Genomic DNA, 22115 nt, shown 5'->3' on the forward strand with positions numbered 1-22115 from the left:
TATAATCCCCCTCTAATTGATATAGGAAACGTTTAAGTCACTGTATTTTTCTCTAATTTTGTTTAATGTTGATTCTGAGATTGCTTTATTTAAAGGTAATACAACTAGACCATTATTGTCGCTCGTCTTGACAGTTTCATCACCAAAATCAATTTCCATATCTGTCATGTCGTTGATTAAGTGATTCACCTGAGCTTTATCCATTTCGCCGTCTATTTCTAACATTGGAAGTCCATTGTTAATTTCAACTTCTAAGCCATTGACGTTAATGCCTTTAAGTTTAATTGTACCGCCACCAATTGAAATACCAATGACTTCAATGTGACGTCCACTTTCAGAGTTCGCCTTAATATAAGCACAGTTAGGATGTTGACCGATACTTTCTCCATCTTCTTCGATGATATCAACATCAATATTTTCATCCTTAGCTATATCTAATGCTGATTTAATTCGGCTATCGAAGGTGCTATAGCCCATAGCACCACCAACTACAGCTACGTCTGTACCATGTCCTTGGTGCGTCTTAGCAAAAGATTCATAATAATGAATCTCTAAAGTTTTAGGCATGTCTCCTAAAACAGCACGTGCTGAGTTACCTATTTTAACTGCACCAGCAGTATGAGAACTTGATGGTCCCATCATAACTGGTCCAATAATGTCAAAAGCACTTTGGTAATCATAGCTTTTAGCCATTATTAAACACTCTCCTTAACTCGATTCTTTTTCCCTGGTAATTTGAAACTAATATTCATTAAGTTAAACTTCTTGATAATTGAACTCATAACGAATGCTAGTACTACACTTACTATACCCACTGTGATGATAGTTATGATAGAAGTCACTGCATTATTAAATCCAAATAATACAATCGCACCTGCGATCGGTGTAGCCATACCTTTTACATTGATTACTAGTCCACTGAATGTAACGATACAAGCATTTACAACACCGATGATGGCATTCGTACCATAAAGTTGTAGTGGATATTTTGCAATTAAATCTATTTGTGTCAATGGTTCGATAAATACTGCGAACGCATTGGTTTTCTTACCAATATGCAGTCTACTGAATAGTACTGCGTTAACGAATGAAGCACCAGTACATGTTAATGCACCGATTGCCATTGGTATACCTGTAAGCCCTAATAAGCTTGTTAAGACCATTGAACTTAAAGGCGTCATGCCTGTTACAGGTATAACTAGTCCTAATATAACTGCTAAAGCATAAGGATTATCATTACCTACAGATGAGATAGCTGAACCAATTTGTTTAAGTACAGCGATAACCCCTGGTGAAATTAAATTTGCTAAACCAAATGTAATTGCTGGAGCCAATAAAATTACAACAATTAAATCTAGTCCTTCTGGAACTTTTTTCTCTATCAATTTAATCCCAAAAGCAATAATATATGCTGCTATAAATGCTGGCAATAATTTTGAATCATGTAAAACTAAACCAACGATAACAGCAAAAACTGGAGATACACCCAAGTTTAAACATGTTAAAATACCAACTGCAATTCCGCTTAAACTCCCTGCTAAGTCACCAATTTCTTGAAAAAATTTAATGTGGAACACGCCACCGATAGCATAACTTAAGAATGCTTGTGGTAAGTATGTGGCACAAGCTGCCCCTGATAAAGCTTGTAAACCTTGTTTACCATATGGCGCAAAGTTTAAGAACAGCGTCATGATGATAAGTACAATTACTAGTGTCCCTACTCCTAAGATTATATTCATTTCCCCATAACCTTCTTTCTGTTTTTTTAGGCCATAGCTATCGTACACCCTTAAGAAAGCGATTTCAATAATTTACAACAAATAAATTAGTAGATATTGTGAAATAATTCACTAAGTTATATTTTTATTGTTGCAAAAAGTACAAAAGAGAAATTATTTTGTTATTTGATTTTATTCGAAACATTTTACACCTAACCCTGACGAATGTAAACGCTATCATAAACATTAATTTACCCTTACCTCAAAATCGTCTTCATATGATGTACAGATAACTAGTACATATCATTTAGGCGACTTATATATTCTAACGCTTATTATCTCAAAATGTAACAAATTGCTCACAATTTTTAAGGGCTTATTGCAAATTTCTAGTGCAACCAGCCCTTAAATATGAATGTTTAATTTAAAATTGTATTTTTACCCTTAAACCTATTTTCAGATTCACGGGTGAATTTTATCATTTTCTACTCTTACCTATATCATTTTAATTAATTAGGCGGACTTCTACCTCTATATCTTTTCAATAAGTAAAAGTTACCCTTTAATGAAAAATAATTTTTCGGCTAAGTCATAATTCTTTTGACTCAATGAAAATTCTTGTCTTGTAAGTCTTTCTGGTAATTCAAGTATAAGTAAGAAAAGTTTGTCTACATTTGTTAACACTTCTTTAGATGTAGACATAGATATTGATTCCATTTGCTCAATAAATGGTGCGTATCTACAGTAAGCACTAACAAATATTTGTAGAGGATAGATGCTTTGATTGTTTTTATATAAATTAATGAAGACTTTAACAATATGACTGGGATAGATGATTTCTATAATATTATCTTGAATAGAGAATTTTAAATTGCATTTTTTGAGTTCTGAAAGTAGTTTTTGAAGCATATATAGGAGTAAAGGAATGTCGCGATTTTCATGAGCAGGTGGAAGGTTGAGTTTATCAGTTAATGTATCTGGATCTAATGGGAATGATAATTTAAGTGGTTTAACAGTTGTTTTGATTTTTAATTGGGTCATTCTAGAGTATGCACTCAACATTTCACTGTGCTGGTTGACAGGATAGAATTGTAAAAAACGTAACTTTTCATCATTAATATCACTTTCAGCTTCATCTCTTAGATTGATAAACTGATTATTTACTTGATGCGAAGGTGGTTGATATTGAGGGAATTGAATTGACCTTTGAAGTTGGTATGTAGTGGGTAGTGTAATATCTTGGTGTTCAAGTTCAAGTAATAAATTAGGATAGTCGAGTTCATTCATATACGCAAACGTTCGTGGCGACATACGGCTTAGAAACTCACACAATTCTTGTTTCAAAATTAACATATTATCATCCTCTCGGTGTCTTATTTTTTAATTGTGCTCATATATTAATTGTTAAAATATAATTTTATTAAACGTTCTATTTAGTGTAATGTCAATATTCATTTCCTTGAAAATAATTTTTCTTTTTTGTCGCTCAAACTAAAAATCAATTATTGTTTCCCATCTTTTCAATAATTCACTTTTTTCAATAAATTTCTATATAAAGTCTAGGTTTTGCATTTAGAGTTATCAAGATAAAAAAACTCTCGCACAAGAATTGTCCGAGAGTTGGTACTTTACTTTGTAATCGCTAGCAGTTCCTTTGTTAGTTCTTTCGTTTGCTTATAGACTCGTTGATAAACATTATGGAATTGTTCGTATCGTTTATGATTTTCGGCATTAGGTTTAAAAACTTCTTCAACTTTAATAAATGTCTCAACACAATCAGCTACACTTTCAAACCAACCTAGTCCGTATGCTGCAAGCATAGCTGCTCCCATACTTGGACCTTCTTCATGTTTTAATTTTTTCACTTTCATATTAAAAACATCTGCTTGAAGTTGAAGCCAGAACTTACTTTTAGCCCCTCCACCAATTGAGGTAATTGAATTGATTTCGTGTCCTGCTTCTCGCATTATTTTGATTGAATCATATAAAGAATAAGTAATACCTTCTATAACTGCACGTGCAAAATCTGCTTTTTTGTGTTGTCCACTAATACCAATAAAACTACCTCTAATGTAGGCATCCCCATGTGGCGTGCGTTCACCAGCTAAGTAAGGAGCAAATAATAAGCCATTTGCTCCTAGTTTGGCACTTTCAGCAGAATCTAAAATTTGGGCGAAGGAGTCATTTTCAAAGAATGTGGTCTTCAACCAATTCAAACTATAACCTGCAGCTAATGTAACTCCCATCGCATAATACGTATTAGGAATACTGTGATTGAAGAAATGTAAATTCTGATCATACTCTGTAACATGATTATGTTCAACATTTAATACAACGCCAGATGTTCCTATACTACATAATGCCTCTTTATCATTAATCACGCCAGCTCCTATAGCTCCACAGGCATTATCCCCACCTCCGGCAAATACAGCAACCTGATGCTTTAAACCTAGTTCATCTGCCAGTAATTCGCTAACGTACCCAACACATTCATGTGAATTGACTAATGATGGATAAATATCAGGGATATTGAAAATTGAGCCCACATCTTTTGTCCACAAATTTGTTTTAGGATTTAATAATAATGTGCTAGCCGCATCACTGTATTCCATATTAATTTGATTCGTTAAACAATATCGTAAATAATCTTTAGGTAACATAAATACATTCACTTGTTCCCAAATTTCAGGCTCATGTTGTTGAACCCATAACATTTTAGGTAATGTAAATCCTTCTAATATTGGGTTATAGTTGAGTCTCTCACCATACACTTCTTTAATTTGACGACACTGTTCCGAATTTCTAGTATCATTCCAGAGTATTGCATTGCGTAAGGGCTGTCCTTCTTTATTTAAGACGACTAGACCGTGCATCTGTCCTGAGAACGAAAGACCTTTCACAGCTTTATTCTTTAAAGCATTTGAAGAGATAATGCGCTTAACGCCACGCTTAGTAGCTTGAAACCATTCATTAGGGTCTTGTTCACTATATCCAGGTTGCTCTTGAAATAATTTCAATGGTTCACTTACAGTCTCCAATACTTCGCCTTGGCGATTGACTGCGATAATTTTAATTGCGCTCGTTCCTAAATCAATACCTAAAACAACTTCTTCCATCTTTTGATCACCCTTCGTTTATGTCAAATATGTATTAAGTTATCTCTGTATATTTATATCATATATGCTTACATACTATATGAAAACTTAAAGTTTGGAGTTAATAGTATTTTAGAAAAAATAATAGCTCTAAGATGATTGTTTTAACACAACTTCTTAGAGCATTTTTTTAATTATGAATACGTAATGAAATACCTTTCACTTATAAGACCAGCTAATTATTTATAGACATTGATTACTTCATCTCTAGTAGGAATAGCTGCTTGAGCTCCTTGTCGTTGAACAGTTAAAGATGATGCTTGATTAGCGAATTGGATAGCTTGTTCCAAATTACTCAAATCTTTGTTTAATTGGCTCACAAAAGCTCCAATAAATGTATCACCTGCAGCAGTAGTATCAATAGCTTCTACTTTATAAGCTGGAACAATGTTGGATTCATTCTCAGTGGCATAATATGTACCTTGTTCCCCAAGCGTAATAAGTATTGTTGAAATTCCTAATTTGAAGAAATATTCTACGGTTTCTTTCATGTTATCTTGATTAGTGATAGAGATACCTGATAGTAGTTCAGCTTCAGTTTCATTAGGAATAATAATATCTGTTAATGCTAATAAAGATTTAGGTAAATCAATCGCAGGGGCAGGATTGAGTACAGTTGTTACACCATTTGCTTTAGCAATTTTAAAGGCTTGTTCTATAGCTTCAATTGGTATTTCTAATTGTGCCACAACAAAGTCCGCTTCAGTAATTGGTTGTTCTGCTGCCATGACATCTTTAGCACTTAAAGTCATATTTGCTCCACCATATACTAAAATTGTATTCTGACCGTCTTCTGATACTGTTATGAAAGCTTGTCCTGTTTCTTCATTATCAGCGGTTAAAATATATTCCGTATTAATAGACGCCTCTTTGAAATCTTCAATGATAAAATCGGCATTCCCTTCTTTACCTACTTTAGTAACAAAAGTTGTTTCAGCTTCTAGACGACCAGCTGCAATCGCTTGATTAGCACCCTTTCCTCCACCAAATTCTCGTTGCGCTTGATCAATGTGTAATGTCTCTCCTGGTTTAGGAAAACGCGTCACGTTAATAAATTTATCAACATTGGTTGAACCTACTATAACTACCTTGTTTCTACTCATTGAAATAGCCCCCTTTTTAGATATATAATTCTTCAATCGTGCTTTCTATCAAAAAGTGACATTAGATTCTAATACGATATTAGAGAATGGTGTGGTCTCTCCTGTTCTAATGTTCCCTTTATTATGTGGTGATTGAAGCATCTCTTTCATTTTACTATGAGAAATAAATTCAATCTCTACATGTTCCTCGATTAAGTGTTTAATTGCTTTAAGCTGAGTTGAATTATTTGTTTTTATCTCTTCTGCTAAGTAAATTTTTTGAATCTCCACTTCTGTTAAAACATTTTCAAGTACATCTATAAAACTTGGTAAGCCTTTAGTTACTGCTAAATCAATACGTCTTTCATCATTAGGTATAGGCATTCCTGCGTCGTTGATGGTAATTAAATCATAATGTCCTAAAGTTGAGATAGCTTGTGAAACATGACTATTTAATACTGCTGTCTTTTTCATAAATATCAATCCCTCACTAAGTTATTTAATAAATACAGTTACGGAAGCAGCAATAAGAATTAAAACCAATCCGACAATAGTAATCATTAATTCTTTTGGTGTTTTCTTCTGATTTAAAAAGAAAATACCTGTTAAAGTTGCTAAAACGACTGAAGTTTGGGAAAGAACGAAACCAGTAGCTAGTCCATTCATATTGGGTTGGGCTGAAATTAAATATGTTAACGCGGCAAAGGCGAAGAAGAAACCAGAAATAATTTGTTTCCAACTGACTGCTTCTTTAAAGGCATTCCCTTTGTTCATATTCATTAGAGCATAGATGACTGCTACAATTACCATACCAATAGCATGTGGTAAAAATGCTTTTAATCCACCTATATCTGTAGCTTGTGGTGCAGCTGAATAAACCCAATATCCAATTTCACCAATAAGTAATAAAACCACTGCTTTTCTAAGATTTTGACTATACTCTTGTTCACTTTTCTCTGACCAAACTGTCATGCGTGCGCCAACTAAAATTACTATGAGTGCTACGAATCCAATCATTTTGTTTGCTATACCAGGCCAGTTACCTAAAGCGAATACGCCCCATAACGAAGCACCTAATAATTGAAAAGCTGTTGTAATAGGCATAGCTCTAGATGATCCTACTAACCCAAACGCTTTAAATGTAATAATTTGACCAAATGCCCATCCGGCACCTGAAATAATTGAAAATATGAGTGCCATACCTCCGGGTATTCCAATACCTTTTACCACGGCTAATATAATTGCAAAGATTAATGTCCCGACTGTTGCACCAAAGATTTGGTTCACAGGTCGTCCACCAAATTTAGATGCAATCGTTGGGAACAATCCCCAACCTAATAACGGTCCTAATCCTATTAATAAAGCTATAATATCCATAAGCCACCTCGAAGTCTTAAATAATATGTAAAACTTTTACTCAATCATCATACTATTTATGAATTTACCTGTATACGCTTACACCCAATGTCATAAAACTGTCGGATATGCATAAATTTTTTTACGGTGAGGGAAAATTAATATTGCAATCATAAATCAGTCATTTTAAAATTAAATGTTTTAATCACATGATTCCACTAAATACATAAAAACACCTTCAAAGTGATATGATTTCAACTTTGAAGGTGTACTATTATTTGTATTTAATTTTTAACGGTTACCAACATCTGAACCGACGTCTACTGATTTTTTATTTTTATCATACACGGCACCTTGAACACTACCGAAGTTAGGGTCATTACGTTTTTCTTGAACGCCATAACCTAAACTTTTGAAGATGTTAATATCTTCATCGCTTGTAGCATTTTCATAATAAACTGTACCACCATCATTATAAAAACGTGGTTTATCAACAGATTCTTGCAACGTACCGTTACCATTTAAATAATCTACGATAACCTCATCTAAGATAGTAGGAATTTTGTTACCTCCAGGAGTACCAATACCCATGTAGAAGTTAGGACCTACCACTACTGATGGTGAAATGAATGATCTTGGTGCTTTATGAGGTTCCCCATAGTTAGGACTCGTTGATTCTTTAGAGAAGTCTCCTAATGAGTTGTTCATATAGAATCCTTCTTTCATGAAATCACCAGATCCAAAGTAACTTGAAAGTGTATTAGTCGTGCTTGCTAATTTACCATCTTTATCAATAACTACAAAGTGCGTTGTACTTGTATTATCAGTTCTTATTTGGTTAAAGTCACTACCATTTTCTGTGTTGCTTCCAACATTAACTTTATTTAATTGACCAAGTAAGTAATCATCCGATAATTGTTGGTCGTTACTTGCTTCTGAACCATTAACGATATCACGGTTTTGGTACATTAAATCACGTGATTTAATCATCGCAGTAATAAAGCTAGTACGGTCAGCATTATTTTGGTTTTCTTGTTCATCAACTTTTAAACCTTGTAAAGTTAGCGTACCACCTAATGGGTTAGAAGCTGAATAAATTTTGTTATTTTTATAAGTTGTGCTTACTGGTTCTTTTGATTCAGTTTTGAAGGTTGTGAAGTCCTTTTCAGTCAATTTATTTTTTAACTGTTTAGAAATACTTTTGCCTACGTCTTTGTAGAAGTAATCTGGGCCTTTATCACGGATTTTCTTTAACGTGTCAGCAAGTTTACTTTGCTTAACAACGTCACCTTCACGTACTGTTTTACTTCCTTTGAAGAAAGGTGAATTACGGTCAATCTTAGAGCCGTAAATTTTCAAACTACGTTCAAGTTCTGAATCTACTTCGAAGCCATCTTCTGCTAAAGGAATGACGTAGTTAAAGATTTTCTTCTCATCCATTTTACCTTCTTTTTCATGCATATCATGCATACCTCTAACGAAGCCAGGTACACCGATTTTGTCGCCTTGTTTATAATTGTATGAAGACATTGTCTTATATTCATACATTTTAGGGACTTCTCCATCTTTACCATTATAGGTTAGCGTTGCGCCCCCACCGCCTAAACCAGACGAATGAGGTTCAGTTACAGCTAGAGCATAAGCAACACCTTCAGCTGCATCTGTTGCATTACCGCCATCTTCAATTATTTTATTACCTACTTTAGTTGCAATTGCATTATTAGAGGCAACACCATAATTTTTTTGGTTACCAGATTGTTTATGGTTCGCTATCTTATTTTCATATAACGTGTCTTTGTCCACTTTCTTCTCTGTTGTTAAGAAATAAAAGAGGAACGAAATCACAATTGTTATAACTAAAATGACACTCAAGGTCACTTTATTATATATATTCATATTTAGCTTGCCCCTTTTGAAAGATATTGCTGTTCTCCATTTTTCAATTCATTTTGTTCATAATGATCTAAACCTTCATTTGCTTTGGCAAATGTCACTAATAAGAAAATGACAATAACTAAGATGACAACGACGATTGGCAACCAATGTTTTTTAATATTCAAAAGTATAACCTCCACTATTATCTGATTTTAAATTAACTGTTTTATCTTTGATATTGTTATGGAATCTTACATGATCCAATTTATTCATATCATCTTTAGAGATTTTACCGTCTTTTGACTGAATTGGTGTGATATGGAATTTATTATGTTTTCCGTTCCAATCTTGTTGTACGACCATGCCTTTTTGGTTTTTCGATAAGAAGTCATCTGAAGTTGTATTACCTAAACTATAGAAAATAGGTGTATTTTTATATTTTTCTATTTTATGTACAACTGAATTATGACCAACAATAATGTCAGCACCAGCATCTGATAATGCGTGCGCATATTCTTTTTGTCTATCAGTTACATTTCTTTCATTAGGAATACCCCAGTCAACATTAACTACTACGTAATCATTGTTTTCTTTTAACTTCTTAATGAGTGGATAAAAAATCTTCGGATCTAAACTGATTGAAGTCGTATTTTTTAAAGGTTTAGTATAATTTGATTCAACATCTGTAAATGATACATTTGCGATTTTCTTACCTTTAATTTCTTGTTGAACAGTTTTACTATTTATAGGATTTGAACCATTTCCTGTTAAAAAGTTATAACCTGCTTGAGATTCAACTTTTCTCATTAACTCTGTCGCTTGAATATTATCAATAGACTTGTTGATGAGATTTACACTTTTAATATTTTGTTTACGTAAGAACATGATATTTTCTATGTTTTTATTAAGATCATCTTTTTGATTTTTTGAAAATTCATTAACCAATAAAGAAGCCGAAGAAAAATCACTATTCTTTAATGTGTCTTGAATTCCTGCAAATACATCATTCAAATTATTTTGGCGAATGTGTTTATTTAAAGTAATGTTGCCTAAGTATGTAAATCGAAGGCTATTTCCACTTTTAGCATCACTTTTGACAGGATCGACATGTATTGCTCTGATCGCAAATACTAATAGAATTAAAGCTAATAAAAGGACAATCGCCGTGTAAAGCGTGTTTCTTCTTTTATGTCTTTTAGACTGTTTAAGTAACCACTCACTGGGCGATAATCGTTTTTTCTTTTTCATTAATACGCGCTCCTTGTTCGTGATTAGTTGATAAAGCTATATAAGAACAAGATGACATAAGTAATACAAGTTAATAACATTGTAGTTGATAATGTAATTACGACACCTTGCTTTTGAACCGTATTTGCAATGATTCCTGGAATGACAACACCAATACCTGAAACTTCAACCATCTCAAATGGCGTGAGAGGATAAATTAAGTCAAATATAAACTTGAGTACCATACCAGTTAAAATCATAGCAGCGAATTTTCTTCTACCATATAAAATCACCCAATTACTAATACCGTTATTAACAATAAAGTAAGTTAAACAACTAATAATCAATACTGATAATAACATTATGGGTTGATCAAAAATTAAAGCTAAGTAACCAGGAACAACAAGTCCTGCCGGGTTGATCCCGAATTTCTCAGCAAATATTAAACTGAGAATAACACCTACGAATAAGGAGAAATATAACTCTGAACCTATCATTTTTTTATTCTATCCCTTCTATGAATTCCGCTATTCTTCCACCCGGGCCGTGGATGTTTCCTACACAAAAGACAAGTGCATTTTCTGACTCATGCATAATTCCTTTTTCAATTTCAGAGAATTCTTGCCCTTCGTAATTTAAATATTTCTTATCTGGCATTTTTTGCATTAGGTTTGAAACCATTTGCGTACTCTTACCAGTACAAATTAAAACATCATAATCAACATCTTCTAAGAAATTTTCAACGAATAATTGTGTTCTATCAATTCTATCTGAACGACAATTTAAAATGATAATTTTCTTTTTGTATGGATAATTATATGATTCAACTTTATTCAAAATTGCCTTTGTAGATTTTGGTTCATTTGCAGCAAAAGCATTAACAAAGACATTTTGCGTGTTATTTGCATGGAAATATTTAATACGCACCGCACCTGGATCGGCTGGGGCATTTAACATACCTTGAAGTGCTGTTTCATAATCTACACCAACAGCCTCTGCTATACCTAAGACAATGGCAACATTATCCGGGAAGACTAAGTAGTCAAATTTTCTTAAGTATGATTCAGGTATTTCGTCTTTATCTACAACGATGATTTCCGAATTTCGCTTTTTAGCTTCTTTCGCGAAGAAATCAGTATATTCATCTTTCATTACAACTAATTTACCATTATATGGAATAGTTGCTGTAAAGGCTTGAGCTACATCTTTAAGAGTTGGACCCAATACATCCATGTGATCTTCCATCACGTTTACAATAACGCCAATGTTTGCCTTTACTAAATCTTTTTGGAATGTAATTTGGTAGTCAGGGTTAACAGCCATACACTCATTAACAAGTGCGTTTGCTTTTTGCTTTACAACCTTACGAATAATATCACGCTGTTCACCAATATTTGCACCTTGAGGTTTTCTAATTACATCGTATTCTTTCTGTGTGAACCAGTACATCATTCTTGCATCTGTTCCAGTCGTTTTACCGATTACTCTGTAATGGTCTTCTCGAAGCACACTGTAAGCCATTCGAGTGATTGTAGATTTCCCACGAATCCCATTGATATTAATTCGTAAAGGGATTTTCTTTAGTCGATTCGCATGACGTCTTTTTTCTTTAATTCCTAGCCATAGAATCAACAGGACACACACTATAATGAGAATCAATCCGTCTTACCTCGCTTTTCTATGTAATATTAAATTGTTAATGGAAAATGATAAACACTAATTTAAATTAATTAACTCACAATTTTTACAAAAATTTAAAACGTTTCCATCATAGTAAAGTCTAAATAAAAAATTAATCAAAAGTCAATATAATCTATATAATTCATCATAATTCATTACAAATTTTTTTATTCTCTAACTAGTAGTAGACTATCATGTGCGTGTTGACTCAGTTTTAAATCTTTTAACCCAACATTAAGATAATGTAAATAAATGTAAAGTTATTGCATATACACTATGCATTTTTTAGAAAAAATGATAAATTTTATTTTTATATTGTAGAATTTTTTAATTCATTTCATATCTTTAGTAAAGTAATGAGAATTTTACTTTGAATTTACATTAGCTTAAAAAACACATGTTATCTTTAATATGAAAGTTACTACGACCTTAGGAGGATATGGATGGATAAACCAGTAAAACTCGCTGTTGGCGTCTATCTTGCAATCATACTAGTTGTTTGTAGTTGTTATCTTGCTTTTATACTTATCGGTAGTTTACAAGGTAAAGATATGAGTAATTCAGTTTTAGATAGTGATCATTCTCGTATCAACAACACATCTAGAAATAGTGATGAGGACGTAAGTTCAACATCAAGTCATTCAGATTCATCTCATTCACATTCTTTCACAACTTCTAACTACAAAAATGTAAATTCGAATAACACTCAAAATAATTATCATCAAACACCAAAAAATGCGAATTCCAGTTATCAGGTATATTGATAACAGAATTCGCATTTTTATTAATGTGATAATTGAAATTGTTTAGGTGTAACTTTGTATTTATCTTTAAACACCTGTATGAAATAACTCGTTGTAGAAAAACCGCAATCCATAGCTACTTCCGTTACATTATTATGAGTTAATTTAAGTTGCTTTGCGCCCTTTTCCAATCGATAATGCAATAAATATTGAAAAGGCGTCATACCTACATACCTTTTAAAGAGCTTAATCGTTTCTGAACTGCTAATGCAGGATATCTTACATAAGTCATGCATTTTTATTTTATATGTGTAATTCCTCTGAATAAAGTTTATGCACTCTTTTATTCTTTGATCAAAGTAATAATATTGTTTGGAATGATGAGTTTGATCAATCAGCATGACGAGATATTTCAAACAAATATAATACTCACTTAATATATTAAGTTGATAATGCTTATCTTTTGCTTCAAATAATTCTCCTACATTTTTTATCTTTTCAATTAATATCTTTTCTTCTACATTGACACCATTTATTTTCATATAAGGATGCTTATCAAGCGTATTAATAATTTGATTTACATATTTATAATTTACATAGTCTGTCGCATCAGGTAAACCAATATTCCAACAGTAAAAGGAAGTATCCGCTTCAAGCCCTTCTATTTTATGAACTACATTTGTATTAATAAACAAAGCTTGATCCTTTTTTAATACAACGGTTTGATTAGCAATTTCAATTTGAATAGTCCCACAAGTGACCACCATTAGCTGTAAATCATTGTGCCAATGCAAAGGGATATAACCTAGAATCGTTTGGTCAAGTTGAGTATGTAACATGATATGTTGACATAAGGAATCTGGATAATGAATAATTTCTTCTAAATTATCTTTCAATCGGATATTTATTGCCATGAATATCAACCTCAACATATTGATACTTTTTTAAAGTAAAAAGATATATTTCTCATTATATACTATATATCATGAGATTAATCATCATTATGGAGGTGGCGAATTGAAAGGTTATAAACAATCGAGATTAAAAGGTATCTTATTCGCTATTATAGGGGCAATCTTATGGGGATTAGGGGGAACTGTTTCAGATTTTCTATTTAAGCATGCAGGAATCAATGTAGACTGGTATGTAACTACAAGATTAATAATTAGCGGTTTATTTTTATTAGTCATGTTTAAAATAATGAATTCTAGACAATCCATATTTGTCATTTTTACTCGTGTATCTCACGTGATTACTTTGATAATTTATAGTCTCTTTGGCATGTTAATCGTTCAATATGCTTACATGGCATCAATTAATGAAGGTAATGCAGCAGTCGCTACTTTATTACAATATATTGCGCCTGTATATATCATTCTATGGTTTGCATTCAGAGGTAAAGAAAAGCTAAGGGCATTTGATATAGTTGTTGTACTCTTGACACTTGTCGGTACATTTCTGCTCTTAACAAACGGTTCACTTTCTAAATTAATTGTTGCCCCTTCAAGCTTATTTTGGGGAATCTTGGCCGGATTAGCTCTAGCATTTTACACTATCTATGCGGAAAAATTATTGAATAAATATGCCTCCATTTTAGTCGTTGGTTGGGCAATGATTATTTCCGGTATAATTATGACTTTACGTCATCCTATTTGGAACGTCAGTATGACTCAATGGCATGTGTCCACGTTTCTTTATTTAATATTTGGAATTATTGGAGGCACTGCTCTAGCATATTATCTATTTATTGATAGCTTGAAATATCTATCAGCTAAAGAAACAACGTTATTTGGTACGATAGAACCTGTAGTTGCAGTTGTAGCAAGTGGTTTATTTCTAGGTGTATCATTTAAGGCTTTTCAAATATTAGGAATTATTATCATAGTCGTTCTTATTTTAGTTCTTTCTTTGAAAAAGCAACCCAATATCGACAACTAAAATGATTACCAGCCACTAAAAATTAAAAAACTCACATGAGGAAATACCATAATGAGTGATTTTTCTCATGTGAGCTTTTAACTTATCGAAATTATTTTAGGATAATACGCTTTAATTGTTCTAAGAAGCGTTCTCGTTCTGGAATAGGAAAAATAGGATAAATATGGAACAAGCTATAACCTGGTATAAATTCGTGATTAATACCCTTTTCATTCAACATAGTTGAGAATTTAACAGCATCTGGATACAATGTTTCTTTCGTACCCGTTGTTATAGTAATATGCCCCAAATCCTCTAAATCTCCATACATTGGTGATAATTTGTAATGATCTAAAGGTGCATCGCCAGCCCATAAATTGACTAAATATTTACTACCTTCAATACCCAACATTGGATCTTCTTTTTCATATTTTCGAGCTTCTGGATTACTAAATGTTGCATCTAAAACAGGTGAAATTAATACAATATGGCTTGGTTGTGGTTCACTATCTTTTTTAAGCTGTTGAGCAAACGCTAATGCAATTTGTCCACCAGCAGAATCCCCCATTATTATCATTTGTTTTGAATCATCTATTTTATTTAGCAAATGATGATACAGCTTTGTCAGTAATTCAAATGTAGTACGATAATCCCTATGTGGAATTTTTGGATAAATTGGCATAACAACCTTCGCATTTAGCGAATCAGCCAATAAATCCATGTATTCAAAATGATAATCTAATGGGTCCTGAAACCATGCTCCACCGTGTATATACAAAATAGTACGTTGATCGCGTTGTCCTTCATCATTGACGATATAAACTAAGGAACCATCGTAGTCTTTAATTTGAACTCCATGACTAAATTCATAATCTGTTCCACTATATTTACCCGCTGTTTCGTATTTCGTTTCCTCTAGAGCTTTTTCTGCATCTTGTACATTTTCAAACGTTTTTTTCATTCCAGACATGCGAATCATTTTTTCTTGTAAAAAGCTCTTGTAACTTCTCTTTTCTTTGACTCTTGCATATAAAATTGTGCCGACAATAGTGGATCCTATAATGGTTGCTAATTTTCTCAACATCTGAAAGTCGACCTCCTCATTTTCTATTTAATACCATTTTAAATCAAAAATAGAAAAACTTTGAGTAAATGACTTCAACAGTCCCTAATTAAATAAGAAGATTAATTATTTAGTATTAATAAAACCATTACCTAAGACATCACGCACATCGTGTATGACGAGGAAGGCACTTTCGTCATAAGAATTAACAATCTTCTTCACAGTACCAATCTGACTTTGTGAAACAACAGCGTATAATACATCTGTATTGTTTTGCTGATAAGCGCCTTTACCACTTAATAATGTTGACCCTCTGCCAGTTGCTTGATATATGTCAGAGCTTATTTGTCTATTGTATTCAGAAATCACTGTCACAGCCTTCTTAGGATTAAAACCTTCTACTACAAAAGCCATTGCTTTCTCCACTATGAATAGCATAACAATTGTATAAAGTACATTTGAAACCGGTAAGACAAGAAGGAAGGATAGCACGACTAAAGCATCTAAAATTAATAATGCTTGAGAGGTTTTTACTTCTGAATATTTGCTTATAATTCTAGCAATAACTGATGTCCCGCCTAATGTACTTTGAGCAGCAATAACAAGTCCTGTGCCAATACCGATGAGTAAACCAGCGAAAACAGAATTGATAAAGTTTTCATGAATACCTAATCCAAAATGCTCTGTTAAATCTAGGAAAATAGAACTTGCTGTAATCGTTATTGCAGTGTATATAGCAGTCGTTCGGCTTAAAAATTTCCATCCTACAACAATTAAAATAGCGTTAATAATAAATGAACTTAGCGCCGGTGAAATACCTAATGTATAGTTCAAAATAAGCGATAGACCAATTGCTCCACCTTCACCTAAATTACCAGGAATAACAAAGCAATTGACTCCTAACGCAATAATTAACGTCCCTAGTAAACAAAAAATAACGTTTTTAAAGTGTTCTTGACGACGTTTTTTCTCCATTTGAGCCTCCTCCAAGTGTTTTCATTTTTTATATGTTTGATTTTTCTTATTCTTGAAAAAGTCACACGTCTCTAATAATAACACTAAGTTTTTGTCTACCCAATCAATGAAGTTTAAATAAAAAAAGAAATGAAACAAAAGTTGTTCCATTTCTTTATTTAAGAGAATCATGCATTAACTTAAGTTGATGTTCAAACGATTGCATATCGATAAAACGTCCTTGTCTATGCATTTCCTTACCATTTAAGAAAATTAAATCTACCGGTACTGTAAAAATTGATAATTCTCCAGCAATCTCCTCTACATGAGATTGATTGACGACACCTAATTTTGCAAAAGGATATTCTTGTAATAAGTCTTGAAGTTGTGGAAGGACAGCATGACAAACGCTACAATGATCTCTCATAACATGGATAACTGCTAGTTCATTAGATTGAATAAACTGGTTAAATGCATAAATACTTTGTAATGTTTGAGTCATGGTCATCACCTTCCTTTTATTTTCTATTATTATTAATTAAAACTTTTCTTTTAGCAAAGTTTTTATTTAATTTTTAAGAATATCTTGAAATACTTGTGGCATTTTTGTGATTTTTTCTCTATCTAAATCATAAAATCCACCCATTTGAGACCCTACGCAATGCACTTTATCACCTGACGAGATTTCAAATTTAAAAACCCATTTCAATTTACTAGCTTGAACAAGCCAACATCTACCCACTGGGCGATCGTGAATCGTTATAGGCACTTTATATTCAATTTCAGTTTTCATAAGGATCGGCGAAATGTGATTCTTAATCATCTCTGAGTAATTCATATATTGATTAATAAATACTGTTCGTAAGTCTTCAAACCATCTGACATAAACAATATTACTAACAATACCCATAGCATCAATATCGTAATTATTCACTTCTATCTCTTTCTCAGCTACTAATTTACCTTCATGATTCATAACTCATTCTCCTTTACTATATTCAATTTTATTTTACAACGTTATTTACAGATTTTCATTTAGATAAACTGATTAAGATTAATATGAGTAAATTTACTATTTGTCATAAAGATGACTTAAACCGCTTACAAGAAGCATGGTATAATTATTGTGAAAATATTCACAATATTAGGAGGTTTTGCTAATGAAAGCATACAACTATGTTAAACCCGGAGTGGCTGAACTCATTGATAAAGAAAAACCAGAAATTACTGAAAGTACTGATGCTATTATAAGAATGGTTAAAACAACAATTTGTGGAACTGATTTACATATTATTAAAGGAGATACTCCTGAAGTTACTGAAAATACAACTTTAGGTCATGAAGGTATTGGTATTGTAGAATCTGTTGGTAGCAACGTTAATAACTTTAAAGTCGGTGATAAAGTTATCGTATCTGCTGTTTCTTCATGTGGTAAGTGTTACTACTGTACAAAAGGTATATACGCTCATTGTGAAAATGATGGCGGATGGATTCTTGGGCACTTAATCAATGGTACTCAAGCTGAGTATGTTAAAGTTCCTTTCGCAGATAACTCTTTATATCATGCACCCGCTTCTTTACCTGATGAAGCACTTGTAATGCTATCAGACATTTTACCAACAGGTTATGAAATTGGTGTATTAAAAGGAAAGGTCAAACCAGGAAGCACTGTTGCAATAGTAGGTGCTGGTCCAGTTGGTTTAGCTACACTGTTAACTGCACAATTCTTCTCTCCTTCTAAAATAATCATGATTGATTTAGACAATAACCGATTACAAACAGCCCGCTCTCTTGGTGCAACGCATTTAATTAATTCTAAAAATGTCGAAGAGGCTATACAAAAAGTGAAAGAATTAAATCCTCGCGGTGTAGATGTAGCCATTGAGGCAGTAGGTATCCCACAAACTTTTGACTTATGTCAAAAACTCATTGGTGTCGATGGTACGATTGCGAACGTCGGCGTTCATGGTCTACCTGTTCAATTTGATATAGACAAACTTTGGATTAAAAATATCAATGTAACCACAGGATTAGTTTCTGGTAATACAACTGAAGAATTGTTAGAAGCATTAAAAAGTAAAATTATTCAACCTGAACAATTAGTTACACATTATAGTAAATTAAGTGATATTGAAAATGCCTACGAATTATTTAGAAATGCAACTGACCATAAAGCAATTAAGTTACTTATAGAGAATGATATTACTCCAGTATAATATACCCTTTTTTAAACACTAAAAAAATAAGCATTTAATTCTTACTTAATCATTATGTGACAGATGACCAAGTTTGAATTAAATGCTTTTTGCTAAATCAAAACTTTCATTATTATTTAAAATAGAAATATAAGTAAATAATTAAAAAAGGTAGCGTTGTTAAAGAATTGTTAAATATATGTACCATCATACTGTCCTTCAAGTTTCGCCTTCTATCATAAGCAATATAGAGAATAATTCCCATTAAAAAATAAATTGCATAAGAAAATATATTTGATGATAGATGTTGAGAGCTGAATATCAATGATGAGAAAATTAAGGGTAGCCAAAAGCGGCATTTCATAAATAAAGTTTCCTTAAAGATTCCTCTAAATACCAATTCTTCTAAATATGGTCCTATGATACAAAGACACAATACGGTTACTAATACAATAGTGGGATGAGGTAAATGGCTTTTATCCATAAGTGAACTTAAACTGTCATCTATTGTATCCTGATTTTGTGTGTTTGAATTACCTGTAAAAATAAACATTAAAGCATTCGCACTAATACTACAGAGAATTACGAGAAAGAAAAAACCAATATTGATAAAGATATCTTTAATACTCATCTTAAAATCTTGATATTCATAAGTACGATATAAATAATAGGATCTTATCCCCCAAATGATTAAAAGTGTAATTCCTAGAATAAACATACTCATCGCTATTGTATACCAATCATTCAGTCTTAAAGATAATGGAAGTGCAACAAGTGATAAACCCACAGGAACTTGTATTACGACTATCATTATTAAGTAGATGAGAACATTGATTATCTTGTTCCCTTGATGTCTAACTCTAGAATTCTTGTTTATTTTAGAATCACACATACTTTTAACCTCCAGCTTTAGTGATAACATTTATGTAACTTACATTACTACATTGCTATTTATTGTTACCGTTGTCAATGTTATACAAAAAAAGTGCACATCTTTGAAATCTCAAAAATATGCACTACCAATTATGTGTTATTTAATTTTCATTATAACTTTTCCTGGATCTACAGATTTAACATCTTCAATTGTTAATGTTTTATCACCTAAATTTGTGATAATTACCGGCGTAACAATACTTGGTGCGTTATCTTTTAGATAAGCTAAATCAATTTTCATTAAAGGTTGACCTTGTGTTACAGTTTCATCAGCTTGAACAAAGCTTTCAAAGCCCTGTCCATTCAATTTAACTGTATCGATACCAATGTGAATTAAGACTTCTACACCTGTATCTGATTCTAAACCAATCGCATGTTTCGTTGGGAAGATGGTTTTAACTGTACCATCAAATGGTGCTACAATTTCGCCTTTTTCAGGAATGAAACCTACGCCATCGCCCATCATTTTTTCAGAGAAAACTTTATCCGGAACATCCGTTAATGGAATCATTTGACCATGTCCAGGTGAATAAATTTCAGTTTCAATGACGTCTTCTACATGAACTGGTTCATCAGAAATCTCTTCAGTTACTGTTGTCTCACTAGGTTTAGTAATTTCTCCACTCATAATCTTTGCCATGTCATGCTTAATTTGATCTGATTTTGGGCCAAATATAGCTTGCATGTTATTTCCTACTTCTAGAACTCCAGAGGCACCTAACGCTTTCAATCCTTGAACGTCTACCTTCGATTTATCTGCGACTTCAACTCTAAGACGTGTAATACAAGCATCTAGATGTTTAATATTTTCTTTACCGCCCATAGCATCTAATACATCAAATGGTAATTTAGCAACACTTGAATTGCGTATCTCTTGTTCTTTATCTTCACGACCAGGTGTTTTTAATTTGAATTTTCTAATTGCAAAGTCAAATAAGAAGTAATACACAATCGCATACACAATACCTACTGGAATAACCCAAAGCGCGTTTGTGCGATGCCAGTTAAGTAAACCGTATAAAATATAATCAATAAACCCTCCGGAGAAAGTCATACCTATTTTTACACCTAACAAGTGCATGACCAAGAAAGAAGTACCTGCTAAAAATACATGAATCACATATAAAATGGGTGCCACAAATAAGAATGAGAACTCTAATGGTTCAGTAATACCTGTTAAGAAAGAAGTTAAAGCTGCTGATAACATTAAACCTCCAACAACTTTCTTACGTTCTGGGCGAGCATTTTTATAAATGGCGAATGCTGCCGCTGGTAAACCAAACATCATGAATGGATATTTACCTGTAGTGAATGCGCCAGCTGTAAATGGCACGCCATCTTTCAATTGTGCCATCCAAATTCTTTGGTCTCCACGTACTAAATCTCCAGCGTGATTTGTATAATGGCCAAATTCAAACCAAAATGGTGCATAGAAAATGTGATGCAGACCGAATGGAATAAGTGATCGCTCAATAATCCCAAAAATAAACGTAGTTAAAGTTAAGTTCTTATTCAATAAGAAGTTTGAAAGCCCATTTAAACCATCTTGAATAGGCGGCCAAACAAAACTTAATATGATACCTGTCGCAATTGCGACAACTGATGTCACGATAGGTACAAAACGCTTCCCTGCAAAGAAACCTAAGAATGCTGGTAATGTAATGTTATAAAATTTGTTATAACACCATGCAGCTAAGGCCCCCATGATAATACCACCGAATACCCCTGTTTGAAGTGTCGGAATTCCAAGAATTAATGCATGAGCAGGATCTTTAGCTGCTTGGCTTAATTCCTTAGCACCATTTGAGTATGAGAATATATCATCAATAGTGATATGTAGAACTTTACCCATTGTCGCATTCATAATAAGGTAACCTACTAGTGCTGCAAGTGCTGCTACACCGTCTCCTCCTGCTAAACCAAGTGCTGTTCCGATTGCAAATAATAACGGTAAATTGTCAAAAACCACTTGTCCTGAAGCTTCCATAACTGAAGAAATTGCTACAAACACAGGATGGTTTAACCACGGTGCAAGGTGAACAAGTTGTTCATTATGCATTGCATTACCAAATGCAAGCAAGATTCCGGCAGCAGGTAATATTGCTACTGGTAGCATTAATGCTTTACCAATACGTTGTAACTGCCCAAATAGCTTTTTAAACATATTAAACATTCCTCTCCATCTATAGTTGATACATGTAATGGCATAAAAAAAGA

Annotated in this window: 22 protein-coding genes; 3 read left to right on the forward strand and 19 right to left on the reverse strand. The window is 32.8% G+C overall.

Features of this window, described 5'->3' with window-relative positions; translation table 11 throughout:
* Positions 1-12 precede the first annotated feature (12 nt).
* The 12 genes from sdaAB to pgsB form a co-directional block, all read right to left on the reverse strand.
* Positions 13-693: an L-serine ammonia-lyase, iron-sulfur-dependent subunit beta gene (sdaAB, locus tag HMPREF2642_RS04015; RefSeq protein WP_002432599.1), complete on the reverse strand. Its 681-nt coding sequence runs from the start codon at positions 691-693 to the stop codon at positions 13-15.
* Between the two features lie 2 nt (positions 694-695).
* Positions 696-1739: a PTS sugar transporter subunit IIC gene (locus tag HMPREF2642_RS04020; protein ID WP_002432706.1), complete on the reverse strand. Its 1044-nt coding sequence runs from the start codon at positions 1737-1739 to the stop codon at positions 696-698.
* 534 nt (positions 1740-2273) lie between these two features.
* Positions 2274-3071 carry a hypothetical protein gene (locus HMPREF2642_RS04025; RefSeq protein WP_030058789.1) on the reverse strand — a complete coding sequence of 266 codons (798 nt, stop codon included), beginning with the start codon at positions 3069-3071 and terminating at the stop codon, positions 2274-2276.
* A gap of 275 nt (positions 3072-3346) precedes the next feature.
* Entirely contained in the window at positions 3347-4834 is a 1488-nt protein-coding gene (gene xylB / locus HMPREF2642_RS04030) for a xylulokinase (protein WP_023351129.1), read from the reverse strand.
* Positions 4835-5052: 218 nt separating this feature from the next.
* On the reverse strand, positions 5053-5976 hold the full coding sequence (gene rbsK / locus HMPREF2642_RS04035) for a ribokinase (RefSeq protein ID WP_049427879.1): 924 nt from the start codon (positions 5974-5976) through the stop codon (positions 5053-5055).
* A 48-nt stretch (positions 5977-6024) separates the two neighbouring features.
* A complete protein-coding gene (gene rbsD, locus HMPREF2642_RS04040) occupies positions 6025-6429 on the reverse strand; it encodes a D-ribose pyranase (RefSeq protein ID WP_030058786.1) in 405 nt (134 codons plus the stop codon).
* Positions 6430-6450: 21 nt separating this feature from the next.
* Positions 6451-7332: a ribose/proton symporter RbsU gene (gene rbsU / locus HMPREF2642_RS04045; protein WP_030058784.1), complete on the reverse strand. Its 882-nt coding sequence runs from the start codon at positions 7330-7332 to the stop codon at positions 6451-6453.
* Positions 7333-7602: 270 nt separating this feature from the next.
* Complete coding sequence (locus tag HMPREF2642_RS04050) at positions 7603-9207, reverse strand: gamma-glutamyltransferase (RefSeq protein WP_002432872.1); 1605 nt, start codon at positions 9205-9207, stop codon at positions 7603-7605.
* A 2-nt stretch (positions 9208-9209) separates the two neighbouring features.
* Positions 9210-9371, reverse strand: a complete 162-nt coding sequence (locus HMPREF2642_RS11550) for a hypothetical protein (protein WP_002432774.1) — start codon at positions 9369-9371, stop codon at positions 9210-9212.
* On the reverse strand, positions 9361-10434 hold the full coding sequence (locus HMPREF2642_RS04055; protein WP_070597686.1) for a CapA family protein: 1074 nt from the start codon (positions 10432-10434) through the stop codon (positions 9361-9363). The genes HMPREF2642_RS11550 and HMPREF2642_RS04055 overlap by 11 nt, the downstream gene beginning before the upstream one ends.
* A 23-nt stretch (positions 10435-10457) precedes the next feature.
* Positions 10458-10910, reverse strand: a complete 453-nt coding sequence (gene pgsC, locus HMPREF2642_RS04060; RefSeq protein WP_030058780.1) for a poly-gamma-glutamate biosynthesis protein PgsC — start codon at positions 10908-10910, stop codon at positions 10458-10460.
* Between the two features lie 4 nt (positions 10911-10914).
* Positions 10915-12072, reverse strand: coding sequence for a poly-gamma-glutamate synthase PgsB (gene pgsB / locus HMPREF2642_RS04065; RefSeq protein ID WP_002432337.1), 1158 nt, complete (start codon positions 12070-12072; stop codon positions 10915-10917).
* Between the two features lie 464 nt (positions 12073-12536).
* Between pgsB and HMPREF2642_RS04070 the strand changes: the two genes are divergently transcribed.
* A complete protein-coding gene (locus tag HMPREF2642_RS04070; protein ID WP_030058779.1) occupies positions 12537-12857 on the forward strand; it encodes a hypothetical protein in 321 nt (106 codons plus the stop codon).
* A 20-nt stretch (positions 12858-12877) separates the two neighbouring features.
* Here HMPREF2642_RS04070 and HMPREF2642_RS04075 read toward each other — a convergent pair whose 3' ends face one another.
* On the reverse strand, positions 12878-13750 hold the full coding sequence (locus HMPREF2642_RS04075; RefSeq protein ID WP_070597687.1) for an AraC family transcriptional regulator: 873 nt from the start codon (positions 13748-13750) through the stop codon (positions 12878-12880).
* A gap of 103 nt (positions 13751-13853) precedes the next feature.
* On the opposite strand from HMPREF2642_RS04075, the gene HMPREF2642_RS04080 reads away from it, so the two are divergent.
* Positions 13854-14774: a DMT family transporter gene (locus HMPREF2642_RS04080; RefSeq protein ID WP_070597688.1), complete on the forward strand. Its 921-nt coding sequence runs from the start codon at positions 13854-13856 to the stop codon at positions 14772-14774.
* Positions 14775-14865: 91 nt separating this feature from the next.
* On the opposite strand, the gene HMPREF2642_RS04085 is transcribed toward HMPREF2642_RS04080, so the two are convergent.
* From HMPREF2642_RS04085 to HMPREF2642_RS04100, 4 genes are all read right to left on the reverse strand, one after another.
* Positions 14866-15837 carry an alpha/beta hydrolase fold domain-containing protein gene (locus tag HMPREF2642_RS04085; RefSeq protein ID WP_030058775.1) on the reverse strand — a complete coding sequence of 324 codons (972 nt, stop codon included), beginning with the start codon at positions 15835-15837 and terminating at the stop codon, positions 14866-14868.
* 105 nt (positions 15838-15942) lie between these two features.
* Entirely contained in the window at positions 15943-16791 is an 849-nt protein-coding gene (locus tag HMPREF2642_RS04090; RefSeq protein WP_002432918.1) for a YitT family protein, read from the reverse strand.
* 154 nt (positions 16792-16945) lie between these two features.
* Positions 16946-17272, reverse strand: a complete 327-nt coding sequence (locus HMPREF2642_RS04095; RefSeq protein WP_030058773.1) for a thioredoxin family protein — start codon at positions 17270-17272, stop codon at positions 16946-16948.
* 66 nt (positions 17273-17338) lie between these two features.
* Positions 17339-17746 (reverse strand): acyl-CoA thioesterase, encoded by a 408-nt coding sequence (locus tag HMPREF2642_RS04100; protein ID WP_030058771.1) that lies wholly within the window; start codon positions 17744-17746, stop codon positions 17339-17341.
* A gap of 184 nt (positions 17747-17930) precedes the next feature.
* Here HMPREF2642_RS04100 and HMPREF2642_RS04105 point away from each other — a divergent pair, with 184 nt between their 5' ends.
* Positions 17931-18986, forward strand: coding sequence for a zinc-dependent alcohol dehydrogenase family protein (locus tag HMPREF2642_RS04105; RefSeq protein WP_030058768.1), 1056 nt, complete (start codon positions 17931-17933; stop codon positions 18984-18986).
* 112 nt (positions 18987-19098) lie between these two features.
* On the opposite strand, the gene HMPREF2642_RS04110 is transcribed toward HMPREF2642_RS04105, so the two are convergent.
* Positions 19099-19857: a CPBP family intramembrane glutamic endopeptidase gene (locus HMPREF2642_RS04110; protein ID WP_070597689.1), complete on the reverse strand. Its 759-nt coding sequence runs from the start codon at positions 19855-19857 to the stop codon at positions 19099-19101.
* 138 nt (positions 19858-19995) lie between these two features.
* Complete coding sequence (gene ptsG / locus HMPREF2642_RS04115; protein ID WP_030058764.1) at positions 19996-22062, reverse strand: glucose-specific PTS transporter subunit IIBC; 2067 nt, start codon at positions 22060-22062, stop codon at positions 19996-19998.
* Positions 22063-22115: the final 53 nt, after the last annotated feature.

Origin of the sequence: Staphylococcus sp. HMSC055A09 (assembly GCF_001809655.1) — a bacterium.
GTDB lineage: Bacteria > Bacillota > Bacilli > Staphylococcales > Staphylococcaceae > Staphylococcus > Staphylococcus capitis.